This is a genomic window from Actinacidiphila cocklensis (assembly GCF_907177275.1).
GTDB lineage: Bacteria > Actinomycetota > Actinomycetes > Streptomycetales > Streptomycetaceae > Actinacidiphila > Actinacidiphila cocklensis.
In genome coordinates, this window is sequence record NZ_CAJSLV010000069.1 from 66,377 (window position 1) to 78,921 (window position 12,545).

9 protein-coding genes are annotated in these 12,545 nt (G+C 70.7%); 6 read left to right on the plus strand and 3 right to left on the minus strand.

From position 1 onward, the window contains the following. Positions 1-44 precede the first annotated feature (44 nt). Both NFU81_RS25040 and typA read right to left on the minus strand, forming a co-directional pair. The gene (locus NFU81_RS25040) at positions 45-1,700 is read right to left on the minus strand and encodes a peptide ABC transporter substrate-binding protein (RefSeq protein ID WP_251493864.1); all 1,656 of its coding nucleotides are present in this window, start codon (positions 1,698-1,700) and stop codon (positions 45-47) included. Between the two features lie 385 nt (positions 1,701-2,085). Continuing rightward, positions 2,086-3,951 carry a translational GTPase TypA gene (typA, locus tag NFU81_RS25045; protein WP_251493866.1) on the minus strand — a complete coding sequence of 622 codons (1,866 nt, stop codon included), beginning with the start codon at positions 3,949-3,951 and terminating at the stop codon, positions 2,086-2,088. Positions 3,952-4,156: 205 nt separating this feature from the next. Between typA and NFU81_RS25050 the strand changes: the two genes are divergently transcribed. Then, complete coding sequence (locus tag NFU81_RS25050) at positions 4,157-5,353, plus strand: hypothetical protein (protein WP_251493869.1); 1,197 nt, start codon at positions 4,157-4,159, stop codon at positions 5,351-5,353. Positions 5,354-5,692: 339 nt separating this feature from the next. Here the strand turns inward: NFU81_RS25050 and NFU81_RS25055 are convergent, their stop codons facing one another. Continuing rightward, entirely contained in the window at positions 5,693-7,486 is a 1,794-nt protein-coding gene (locus NFU81_RS25055) for an ABC transporter family substrate-binding protein (RefSeq protein WP_251493872.1), read from the minus strand. A gap of 321 nt (positions 7,487-7,807) precedes the next feature. Here NFU81_RS25055 and NFU81_RS25060 point away from each other — a divergent pair, with 321 nt between their 5' ends. The 5 genes from NFU81_RS25060 to NFU81_RS25080 all read left to right on the plus strand — a co-directional run. Continuing rightward, positions 7,808-8,095 carry a hypothetical protein gene (locus NFU81_RS25060; RefSeq protein WP_251493876.1) on the plus strand — a complete coding sequence of 96 codons (288 nt, stop codon included), beginning with the start codon at positions 7,808-7,810 and terminating at the stop codon, positions 8,093-8,095. A 79-nt stretch (positions 8,096-8,174) separates the two neighbouring features. Further along, positions 8,175-8,999 (plus strand): hypothetical protein, encoded by an 825-nt coding sequence (locus NFU81_RS25065; protein WP_251493884.1) that lies wholly within the window; start codon positions 8,175-8,177, stop codon positions 8,997-8,999. A gap of 1 nt (position 9,000) precedes the next feature. Next, entirely contained in the window at positions 9,001-10,968 is a 1,968-nt protein-coding gene (locus NFU81_RS25070; RefSeq protein WP_251493892.1) for a fumarate reductase/succinate dehydrogenase flavoprotein subunit, read from the plus strand. Next, complete coding sequence (locus NFU81_RS25075) at positions 10,965-11,732, plus strand: succinate dehydrogenase/fumarate reductase iron-sulfur subunit (protein ID WP_251493895.1); 768 nt, start codon at positions 10,965-10,967, stop codon at positions 11,730-11,732. Before NFU81_RS25070 ends, NFU81_RS25075 begins: the two co-directional genes overlap by 4 nt. A 167-nt stretch (positions 11,733-11,899) precedes the next feature. After that, the coding region (locus NFU81_RS25080) for a TPM domain-containing protein (RefSeq protein ID WP_251493897.1) at positions 11,900-12,545 on the plus strand (646 nt) is incomplete at its 3' end.

Consider the following 12,545-nt stretch of genomic DNA (forward strand, 5'->3'; position numbering starts at 1 on the left):
TCCCCTGTACGGACCCGCCTACTGCAGGTAGTGCGTGATCGGGGTCAGTTGACCGTGATCTCGGTGAAGATGGGGTAGCTGAACGCGTTCTCCTTGACGTTGGAGACCTTGGACGACCAACCCGCCTGACCGTTCTGGTACCACAGCGGAACGATCGGCATGTCGGTGAGGACCTGCTTCTCGGCCTGCTGGTACAGGGCGATCGACTTGGCCGGGTCAGCCTCGGCGTTCGCCTGGTTGATCAGGGTGTCGACCGTCTTGTTGCTGTACTTCGAGTCGTTCGAGCTGCCGCTGGTCGCGTACAGCGGCGTGATGAAGTCGTCGATCAGCGGGTAGTCCATCTGCCAGCCGGAACGGAACGGCTGGGTCATCTGGCCCTTGGTGATCTGGTCGCGGAAGTCCGCGAAGGTGCCCGTGGGGGCGCCGACGCAGGCCTTGTTGTTGCCCAGCACGTTGTTGATGCTGTTGCAGACCGCGTCGACCCATTCCTTGTGCGAGCCGGAGTCGGCGTTGTAGCCGAGCTTCATCTGGCCGCCGGGGATGCCGCCGCCTTCGGTGATCAGCTGCTTGGCCTTGACCGGGTCGTACTTGACCGAGTCGCCGGCGAGCGTGTCGCTGTAACCGCCGGCCGCGCCCAGCACCGGGGAGGTGAGGTCGTTGGCCGGGGTGCGGGTGCCACCGAAGATCTTGTCGGTGATCGTCTTGCGGTCGATCGCCATGGAGATGCCCTGGCGGACCTTCTCCATGCCGGACTTGCTCCACTCCGGCTTGTACATCGGGAAGGAGAACGTCTGGATGATGCCGGCCGGCTGGTTCAGGTAGCGGCCGCCCAGGTCGTCCTTCACGTGCGGCAGGTCGGCGGCCGGGATGTCGTCGAGGACGTCCAGCTGGCCGGACTGCAGGTCCGCGTAGGCGGTGTCGCTGCTGGTGTAGACCTTCAGCAGGACGCCCTTGTTCTTCGGCTTGCTCGGACCCGTGTAGTTCGGGTTCGGGACCAGCTTCATGCTCGTGCCCTTGGTGTAGGACTCGATCATGTACGGGCCGTCACCGATGGGCTTGGCCAGGTACGCGGCGTGGTTGTCGAAGAACTCCTTGGGCAGCGGCGCGAAGGCCTTGTAGCCCAGGCGGTCCGGCCACGTGGAGAACTTCTGGCTCAGCTTGACCGTGAAGGTGTGGTCGTCCACGACCTTCAGACCGGACATGGTCTTGGCGGTCGGCGCGGCCTTCTCGTCGTCCGGGTGGACGGCCTTGTAGCCGTCGATGTCCGCGAAGAAGTACGAGTTCAGCTGCTTGTTGGTGACCAGGGCACCGTAGTTCCAGGCGTCCACGAAGGAGCCGGAGGTGACCGGGGTACCGTCCGAGAACTTCAGGTCCGGCTTGATCTTGATGGTGAAGTTCTGCTGGTCGGTCGTGGTGATCGAGTCAGCGGCCTCAAGGTTGGCCTTGCCTGTGGCGTCGTACTCCTTGAGGTTCATGAAGATCATGTCCAGGACCTTGCCGCCCTGCACCTCATTGGTGTTGGCGGGCTCGAGCGGGTTCTGGGGGTCGCCCCACCACGCTCGGACGATCCCGTCACTGGACGATCCACTGGACTTGGCCTTGTCCTTGCTGCCCGAGTCATCGCTCGAACTGCAGGCGGTCGCTGCGAGGGCGATCACGGCCGCACCTACGACCCACTTGGCGCTCTTGGCACCGCGCATGGGTTTGCCTCCTCAGGAGTCACTATCGATACGTGAAAGGAAGGCCGGACGCCCACTGACACCCCTGACAGCGACTACGGCCTTCCTGTGCTCGTGAGTCGGCGCTCCCCATCAGCGCGTGACCCATTGACCCGAGCTCAACTTCGTCCCACTATCGGGCACGTTTGAAGTCGGATCGACACAGGGTTGGTCTCGCTTTGGTCACATCGACGTCGATCTTGTTCCAGAATCCGGACATTATGGAACGTAGACAGACACCGGCGAAATGGGCAGTGTGACCTATCTAACGGTGATTGCTGTCCGGAAAGCGGACAGCGTGAGACCACGCAAAGAGGGGTCCAGGGAAGCCTGGACCCCTCACCGTTTCCTTGGCGGTCAGTGAGCGTCAGCGCTTGGCGCGGGACGCGGCGCGACCCCGCTCCTTCTGGTCGAGGACCACCTTACGGATTCGTACGGTCTCCGGAGTGACTTCGATGCATTCATCGTCCCTGCAGAACTCCAAGGACTGTTCAAGGGAGAGCTTGCGCGGCGGCACCACGTTCTCGGTGTTGTCCGCGGACGCGGCGCGCATGTTGGTGAGCTTCTTCTCCTTGGTGATGTTCACGTCCATGTCGTCCGAGCGCGAGTTCTCACCGATGATCATGCCCTCGTACACCTCGGTGGTGGGCTCGACGAAGATCACGCCGCGCTCCTGGAGGTTGATCATCGCGAACGGCGTGACCACGCCGGACCGGTCGGCCACCAGCGAACCGTTGTTGCGGGTGCGCAGCTCGCCGAACCACGGCTCGTGGCCCTCGAACAGGGAGTGCGCGATGCCGGTGCCGCGGGTCTGGGTCAGGAACTCGGTACGGAAGCCGATCAGGCCGCGGGACGGCACGATCCACTCCATCCGGATCCAGCCGGACCCGTGGTTGGTCATCGTCTCCATCCGGGCCTTGCGGGTCGCCATCAGCTGGGTGATGGCACCCAGGTGCTCCTCGGGGGAGTCGATGGTCAGCCGCTCGATCGGCTCGTGGACCTTGCCGTTGATCTCCTTGGTGACCACCTCGGGCTTGCCGACGGTCAGTTCGAAGCCCTCCCGGCGCATCGTCTCCACCAGGATGGCCAGCGCCAGCTCACCGCGGCCCTGCACCTCCCAGGCGTCGGGACGCTCGGTCGGCAGCACCCGGAGGCTGACGTTGCCGATCAGCTCCCGGTCGAGGCGGTCCTTGACCTGGCGGGCGGTGACCTTGTGGCCCTTGCCGCCCTTGCCGACCAGCGGCGAGGTGTTCGTGCCGATGGTCATCGAGATGGCCGGCTCGTCCACCGTGATCAGCGGCAGCGCGATCGGGTTCTCCGGGTCGGCGAGCGTCTCGCCGATCATGATGTCCGGGATGCCGGCCACCGCGCAGATGTCACCGGGACCCGCGCTCTCGGCGGGCTTGCGGGTCAGCGCCTCGGTCATCATCAACTCGGTGATGCGGACGTTGGAGATGCTGCCGTCGCGCTTGATCCAGGCGACGGTCTGCCCCTTCTTCAGGTGGCCTTCCTCGACCCGCAGCAGTGCGATACGGCCGAGGAAGTTGTCCGCGTCCAGGTTGGTGACGTGCGCCTGCAGCGGCGCTTCCTCGTCGTAGACCGGCGCGGGGACGGTGTCCAGGATCGTGGAGAAGAACGGCTCCAGGCTGTCGCTGTCGGCCGGCACCGTGCCGTTCTCCGGCTTGGTCAGCGACGCGACACCGTCACGGGCGCACGCGTAGACGATCGGGAACTCGATCTGGTCCTCGTCGGCGTCCAGGTCGAGGAAGAGGTCGTAGGTCTCGTTGACCACCTCGTCGATCCTGGAGTCCGGGCGGTCGGTCTTGTTGATGCACAGGATCACCGGCAGCCGGGCGGACAGCGCCTTGCGCAGCACGAACCGGGTCTGCGGCAGCGGGCCCTCGGAGGCGTCCACCAGCAGCACCACGGCGTCCACCATGGACAGGCCGCGCTCGACCTCACCGCCGAAGTCGGCGTGGCCGGGGGTGTCGATGATGTTGATCGTGACCGGGTCCCCGCCGTCCTTGGGGTGGTACTTCACCGCGGTGTTCTTCGCGAGAATGGTGATGCCCTTCTCGCGCTCCAGGTCGTTGGAGTCCATCATCCGGTCGTCCAGATGCTGGTGTGCGGCGAAGGCCCCGGCCTGCTTGAGCATGGCGTCGACGAGGGTCGTCTTGCCGTGGTCGACATGGGCGACGATGGCGACGTTACGGATATCGTGGCGCGTGGACATGCGGCGGCGCTTCTCCCGGAATCGTGGATGGCGTCGCGTTCCTCTTCGACGCGCTCGCCCGTGCCGGGCAGAAGTCACGCCGCGGCCGTTTCCCATGGTACGTGCCAGCACCCCCGGCTGCGCCCGGGCAAGCCCTTCGGGGCACCGCCGTCGCCCCGCGGACCCTGGCGGAGGCGGCGTCCGAGGAGGTGGGACGATCTTCCGCGTGTCCACGTCATCGTTCGTCCCGCAGGGCGAATCCGTGCCGCCGCTGCCGGCCGGCATCCCGCTGAACCCCGCCGACCACCCCCGCGCCCCCCGGCGGCAGGCGCTGCCGAACCTGCTGGTGGTCGTCGCCGCCGGGGCCGCCGCGCTGCTCGGCGCCACCCATACGCTGCCGATCTCGCCCGCGGGGTTCCTCCGCTTCGCGCTCGGCATGATCGCCGGCATGAACCTCCACGTCCTGGCCTACCGGCTGCTCGGCCGGTTCACCGGCTCCGCGACGGTCTGGACGTCCCTCTTCGTCGGCCGCTGGCTCGGCAGCACCGTGCGCCGCGGGCGGCTGCTCACCTTCCGGATGCTGCCGCTGGTCCTCCTCAACACCTGCCAGGTCGTCGTCGACCGGCCCGGGCTGCGCCGCCGCATGTGGTGGGGCGCCGCGCTCACGCTGCTCGCGGAGGTACTGGCCGCCGCCGTCCTGATCGCCGCGGGCGGTACGGCGGCGCCGATCGGCTGGGGCGTCGCCGCCGCCACCGTCCTGCTGGCGACCGTCCAGCCCGGCCGGGTCACCACACCGGCCTGGCGGCTGCTCCGGCTGCCCTTCGGGCAGGAGGACCAGCGGCTCGGCGAATGGCTGCACGACCCGGCGAGCCTGGCGGCGGCCCGGGCGACGGCCGCCGGCCGGATCGACCTGGCGCGGGCCGCCCTCGACGCGGGCGGGCCGTCCGGCTCGGCCCGGCGGCAGGGGATGGACGTGATCGTCACCCTCGCGGAGGGCCGCTGCGGTGAGGCCGCGCGTACGGCCGCGGACCTGCGGGAGCGGTCCGTCGCGCCGGAGCTGCGCCGAGGGGCGCTCCAGCTCTACGCCTGCGCGCTCGCGGACGGGATCGCGGCGGGGCACTGGCCCGCGGCCGACGCGATGCCGTCGTTCGACGCGGCGCTGGCCGCACTGCGCGCGGACTCGGCGGCGGCCGCCCTGCGCGGCACCGACCTCGCCGCGATGGAGGCGCTCTTCCGTTCCCGGCCGCAGCGGGCGGAGCGGCTCGCCGCGCTTGCGGTGACCGTGGCCCCGGACGCGCTTGCCCGTGCCCGTGCGCTCCTCACCCAGGCGGCGGCCCACACCGCCGCGGGCCACCCCGCTCTGGCGGCCCCCCTCCGCACCAGGGCTGCCGCCCTGGCCCCTACCTTGCGCACGATTCGCTGACGCGGGTCTTGGGGGTCCCGCCCCTTGCGGTTCGCTCCCACCTGCGCCCCGGTGCGTGGCTTGGCTCGCAGTTCCCCGAGCCCCTTCGTGATTGCCCCTTACTGTGGGCTCGCATCCTTCGGTGCGTCGTGGCTGAGCGCGCAGTTCCCCGCGCCCCTGATGGCTTGCCCTCTGCCGAGAGGGTGACCGTTTTCAAGGGGCGCGGGGAACTGCGCGACAAGCCACGACGCACCGTCGTGTGGAGACGGCAGCCACCACCCCGGGGGCTCGGGGAACTGCGAGCCGAGCCACCCACCGGGGGGAAGGTCCCGGGACTGCGCCGAGGGGCAGGGGGTGGGGCTACTTGCGGAAGCCCATGTCCGCGTAGGCCGGGGTCTGGAAGCCGAAAGCGCCCGCGTTCGCGACGCTCGTGCGGAGGGCGACGACAGCGGGACGCTGGTAGAGAGGGATCGAGCCGGCGGCAGCCCAGATGCGGGAGTCGGCCTGGGCCGTGAGCGAGCGGGCCGTGGACGCGTTCAGCTCGCTGCCCGCGCGGTCGAGCAGCTGGTCGATCTGGTCGGTGCCGACCCGCGTGTAGTTCTGCGCGACGGTCAGCGAACCGTCCGGCGCCGGCACGGGCTTGGCGTAGATCGGCGTCTCGTCCGTCGCCGGGTAGGCGCTGCCGGGCCAGGAGTAGAGCGCCAGGTCGAAGTCGCCCGCGGCGATGTGGTCCTGGAAGTAGCTCGCCCCGTCCACCTTCGTGATCTCCGTGCGGATGCCGATCGCGGAGAGCATCTTGGCGATCCGCCCGCCGACGTCGTCCAGCGTCGGCGAGTCCGCGGGCAGCACGAACCGCAGGCTGAGCTGCTTGTTGCTCTTGGTCACCGCCCGGTTGGGCTCGACGACGGTGAGCGCACCGGACGCGGCGCTGCGCCCGGGCCCCGCCGCCTGGTCGCCGGTCTTGGCGGTGGACTGCTTCCAGCCGGCGTCGGCGAGCAGCGCCTGCGCCTGCTGGAGGTCGGTGGCGCCGAGCGCGGAGCTGTGGTCTGCGTAGCCGTCCTGCGAGGGCAGCACCAGGTGGTTGCCGAGCGGTACGGCCGGCAGGCCGAGCGGCTTGAGCACGGCCGTCGCGATGGCCTTGCGGTCGATGGCGCGGGCCACCGCGTGCCGTACCCGCTCGTCGGCGAGCGGCCCCGCGCTGCCGTTGAGCGCGAGCTGCGCGTAGGCGGCGTCGGGCGCCTTGCGCACCGCCATGCCCCTGGTCTTCTTGACCGCGGCCAGCGCGCCCGGGTCGATGTCGGCCAGGTCGAGCGTGCCGGCGGCCAGCGCGGCGGCCCGCTTGGACCGCGGCACCGCGGTCAGCACCAGCTGGTCGAGCTTGGCGGGCTGCCCCCACCAGGAGGGGTTGCGGGCCAGGGTGACCGTACCGGCCTTGGCGTCGACGTCCTTGACGGCGAAGGGTCCCGCGGCGACGGGCAGCGAGGTGCGGGCGCCGTCGTTGAAGGCGTCGGGACTGCCGGTGACGGACTTGGGGTAGAGCGGGCTGAACAGCGAGCGCCAGTCGGCGTAAGGCGTGCTGAAGGTGACCTCGACGTGCTGCGCGTCGGCGCCTTCCTTGATCGAGGCGATCCGGTCGTACCCGGCGTTGCGCGAGGTCCAGAAGGCGGAGTTCTTGCCGCTGAGCGCGTTCCACTGGGCGGTGAAGTCGGCGGCGCCGACCGCCCGCCCGTCGCTCCACTTCGCCTTCGGGTTCAGCTGGTAGGTGACGATCTGCCGCGGCTCGGTCTCGGTGACGTCGGCCTTCTTCAGGAAGTCGGCGTCGGCGTGCGGCTTGCCGTGGGCGTCGAGCCGGAACATCACGGGCAGCGTGGCGCCGGCGATGGTGGCGGTGTCGGCGTCCGCGTCGGCCTGGAAGGCGTTGAGGGTGCGCGGCACGTCGTCGGTGGCCCAGCGCAGCGTGCCGCCGTCGCGTACCCCGCTCCTGGCGACGGTCGCCACGTCGGTCCCCGCGGTGCCTGCGGCGTGGTTGCCGCCGCCGCCGGACGAGCAGCCGGTGAGGGTGAGCGTGGCGCCGGCGGTGAGCGCCACGGCGATACGCACCGCGCGCGCCCGCGGCGCCGGGGTGACAGCGGTCGGGTCCGCACTGCGGTTCATGAGGTCGCTCCTCCGCGGCCCAGGCGGCCGGCCGGAGGCTCGGCGTGCGCCGGGGACATACTCATCTGGTCGGATGGGCCGTTTTACCGGTGTTCCGGTAATCGCACCCCCACTCCAGACGACGCCACCAGCGCCGCGGCCCCGACCCGCCGACGTGCCCGGCGCACTCCACCCGTCCGGCCCACAGCCGCAGCGCGCCCCTGCCGCGCCCGCGGTATTCCGTGCAGCCGTCTTCACAAGGCGCGGTGTGACGCGCAACACTCGCATCCGCAGCACCGCCCCGTACTGCGTTCACACGGCGGCAGATGGTGAGGACTTCCCATGTCCCTGCACGACGACCTGACGGCGGTTCAGCGCCGGCTCGACGATCTGATGCGCTGCGTCGCGCGCCTCGACGAGCACAGCGGCGACACCCTCGACATGCGCCGCGTGCGCAGCGCCGCGGCCCACCTGCGCGACAGCCTCGGGCTGCTGCAGGACTCGGCGCCGGCGGCCGCGGACCAGCGGAAGGTCGAGATGGTCACCATCCCGGACGCGCCTTACGACCGCGGGCTGTGGGCGGACGCCGAGGACGAGGGGCTCGGCTCGCCGCACCGGCACGCGCCGTAACCGCGCGCCGCCCCGCCGTACGCCTCAGGCGTGCGCCGGTCCGTCGCGCGCCCCCCGGTCCTTCCCTACGGAGTCCTCCTTGGCCACCGGAACCACTCCCACCACCCCTGCCGCCCGCGGTGTACTCGCACCCGGGCGGGCCGCGATCTCCGCCCGGCACCTGCGGACAGACCGGTGGTGGCTCTCACCGCTGGTCACCGCCGTCGCCCTGACGATCTTCATCATCTACGCGACATGGCGGGCCTTCGCCAACGGCGACTACTACTCCACGCCGTACGTGTCGCCGCTGTACTCGCCCTGCCTCGCCTCGAACTGCACGCCCATGAACGGCGGCGCCGACTGGCACCTGTTCGGCTCCTGGTGGGGCCTGTCCCCCGCGCTGCTCGTGCTGGTCTTCCCGCTGGGCTTCCGGCTGACCTGCTACTACTACCGCAAGGCCTACTACCGCGGCTTCTGGGCGTCGCCGCCGGCCTGCGCGGTCGCCGAGCCGCACGCGAAGTACACCGGCGAGACCCGGCTGCCGCTGATCATGCAGAACGTCCACCGGTACTTCTTCTACCTGGCGCTCCCGGTGGCCGGCATCCTCACCTACGACGTGGTGCTCGCCTTCCGCGACGAGAGCGGCGCCTGGGGCCACGCGGGGCTCGGCACCCTGGTGCTGCTGCTGAACATCGCGCTGATCTGGGCGTACACCCTGTCCTGCCACTCCTGCCGGCACATCATCGGCGGCAAGCTCCGGCACTTCTCCGCCCACCCGGTGCGCTACCGGCTGTGGGGCTGGGTGGGCGCGCTCAACGGGCGCCACATGCTGCTGGCCTGGTCCTCGCTGATCAGCGTCGGGGTCGCCGACCTCTATGTGTACCTGGTGGCCAGCGGCGTATTCGACGATCCGAGGTTCTTCTGAGATGACACAAGTCGAACGGCACGCGTACGACGTGGTCGTGGTCGGCGCGGGCGGCGCGGGGCTGCGGGCTGCGATCGAGGCCCGGGAGCGCGGTATGCGCACCGCCGTGATCTGCAAGTCGCTCTTCGGCAAGGCCCACACGGTGATGGCCGAGGGCGGCATCGCGGCCAGCATGGGCAACGTCAACTCCCACGACAGCTGGCAGGTGCACTTCCGCGACACCATGCGCGGCGGGAAGTTCCTCAACCAGTGGCGGATGGCCGAACTGCACGCCAAGGAGGCCCCCGACCGGGTGTGGGAGCTGGAGACCTGGGGCGCGCTCTTCGACCGCACCGAGGACGGCCGCATATCGCAGCGCAACTTCGGCGGCCACGAGTACCCGCGGCTCGCACACGTCGGCGACCGTACCGGCCTGGAGCTGATCCGCACCCTCCAGCAGAAGATCGTCTCCCTCCAGCAGGAGGACTTCGCCGAGACCGGCGACTACGAGGCGAAGCTGAAGGTCTTCCAGGAGTGCACGGTCACCCGGGTGCTCAAGGATGACGAGCGAAGCGAGACGGGGGCACCCCCCGACCGAAGGTCCGGGGGGAAGGTGGCCGGGGTCTTCGGGTACGTCCGCGAGTCGGGCCGGCTCTTCGTGATCGACGCGCCCGCGGTCGTCCTGGCCACCGGCGGCATCGGCAAGTCGTTCAAGGTGACGTCGAACTCCTGGGAGTACACCGGCGACGGGCACGCGCTGGCGCTGCTGGCGGGGGCGCCGCTGATCAACATGGAGTTCATCCAGTTCCACCCCACGGGGATGGTCTGGCCGCCGTCGGTCAAGGGCATCCTCGTCACCGAGTCGGTGCGCGGCGACGGCGGCGTGCTGCGCAACAGCGACGGCGAGCGGTTCATGTTCGGGTACGTCCCCGACGTCTTCAAGGAGAAGTACGCGCAGAGCGAGGAGGAGGCCGACGGCTGGTACACCGACCCCGACAACCACCGCCGCCCGCCCGAGCTGCTGCCCCGCGACGAGGTGGCGCGGGCGATCAACTCCGAGGTCAAGGCGGGCCGCGGCACCCCGCACGGCGGTGTGTTCCTGGACGTGTCGACCCGGCTGCCCGCCGAGGAGATCAGGCGCCGGCTGCCGTCGATGCACCACCAGTTCAAGGAGCTGGCCGACGTCGACATCACCGCGGAGGCGATGGAGGTCGGCCCGACCTGCCACTACATGATGGGCGGCGTCGACGTGGAGCCGGACACCGCGGCGGCCCGCGGGGTGCCGGGGCTGTTCGCGGCGGGCGAGGTGGCCGGCGGCATGCACGGCTCCAACCGGCTCGGCGGCAACTCGCTGTCCGACCTGCTGGTCTTCGGCCGCAGGGCGGGGCTCTCCGCGGCCGAGTACGCGTCCGGGCTCGGCGGGACGCGGCCGGCGGCGCCCGAGGAGCAGATCGACGCGGCGGCGGCGGAGGCGCTGCGGCCGTTCGCCGCCGGGGACTCCGCCGACGAGGGTCCCGCGGAGAACCCGTACACCCTGCACCAGGAGCTGCAGCAGGTGATGAACGACCTGGTCGGCATCATCAGGCGCGGCCCGGAGATGGAGCAGGCGCTGGAGCGGCTGGCCGTGCTGCGGGAGCGGGCGCAGCGGGTGGGCGTGGAGGGGCACCGGCAGTTCAACCCCGGCTGGCACCTGGCCGTCGACCTGCGGAACATGCTGCTGGTCAGCGAGTGCGTGGCCCGTGCGGCGCTGGAGCGCACCGAGAGCCGCGGCGGCCACACCCGCGACGACCACCCGGGCATGGACCGCGGCTGGCGCAAGGTCAACCTGGTGTGCGAGCTGACCGACCAGGCGCAGGGCGCGGACGCGCGGAAGGAGGCGCTGATCGGGCTGCGGCAGCGTCCGACGGACCCGATCCGGGCCGACCTGCTGGCCCTCTTCGATCGGGAAGAGCTGCTGAAATACCTGACGGACGAGGAGCTTGACCGGTGACCCACACAGCGCACTTCAAGGTCTGGCGGGGCGACACCGACGGCGGTGACCTGCGGGACTACGAGGTCGAGGTGAACGACGGCGAGGTCGTCCTCGACATCATCCACCGGCTGCAGGCCACCCAGGCCGCGGACCTGGCGGTCCGCTGGAACTGCAAGGCCGGCAAGTGCGGGTCGTGCAGCGCCGAGGTCAACGGGCGGCCGCGGCTGATGTGCATGACCCGGATGTCGGTCTTCGAGCCGGACGAGACGGTCACCGTCACGCCGCTGCGGGCCTTCCCGGTGATCCGCGACCTGGTCACGGACGTGTCCTTCAACTACGACAAGGCCCGGCAGGTGCCGGCCTTCGTCCCGCCGAAGGGCGTGCCGGCCGGCGAGTACCGCATGCAGCAGGTCGACGTGGAGCGCTCGCAGGAGTTCCGCAAGTGCATCGAGTGCTTCCTGTGCCAGGACACCTGCCACGTGGTCCGCGACCACGAGGAGAACAAGGCGGCCTTCGCCGGGCCGCGCTTCCTGATGCGGATCGCCGAGCTGGACATGCACCCGCTGGACGCCGCCGCCGACCAGGGCCTGGTGCGGGCCGCCTCCGCGCAGGAGGACCACGGGCTCGGCTACTGCAACATCACCAAGTGCTGCACCGAGGTGTGCCCCGAGCACATCCAGATCACCGACAACGCGCTGATCCCGCTCAAGGAGCGGGCCATCGACCGCAAGTACGACCCGCTGGTCTGGCTGGGCAGCAGGATCAGGCGCCGCAAGGAGTAGCCGGCGGTGCCGTCCAGCTCCGCGTCCCGGGGGCCGCCACCCCCGGGACGCGGGGTCGTGCGCGTACGACCGGGCGCCGCACATAAGTCGCGTACGGCACATCCCGCACATAGCCTCCCATCACAGCCACGCGGTGGAGACGTGGCGCGGGCGAAGGGCGCGGGCGCATGAGGCGGCGAGTCCCACGGTGGTGCGCGGCGCTGGGTGCGCTCGGCATCGCCGTGCTGATCCCGCAGACGGGCCAGGCGCTGGCCGACGACCCGATCAGGCTGTCCCGCAGCGGCCAGATCACCGACCGGGTCGGTGCGCTCCAGGGCCGCACCGCCCAGGTCACGGCCGCGCTCGACCGCCTCCACGACGCCCGCCACCTGCAGCTCTTCGTCGCCTACGTCAACGGCTTCTCCGGCCGCAGCCCGCAGGACTGGGCCAACGCCACGGCGACCAGGAGCGGGCTGGGCCGGCAGGACATCCTGCTGGCCGTCGCCACCCGCGACCGGCAGTACGCGGTCTCCGCCGACCAGGACTCCGGGCTCACCCAGACCCAGCTCGACGAGGTCAGCTCCACCGCGATCGAGCCCGCGCTGCGGCAGAACGACTGGGCGGGCGCGGCCGTGGGCGCCGCGAACGGCTATGACGCGGTGCTGGCCGGACGCCCGGTCACCGCGCCGCCCATCACCCCGGGCGCCGCTGACCCCGGAGGGACCGCGGCCGGGAACGGCGCCGCCGACCTGTGGATCCCGGTGGGCGCGGTGGCCGCGGCGGGCCTCGTCGCCCTCTACGCCGTCCGGCGCCGCCGCGCCGCCACCGCGGGCG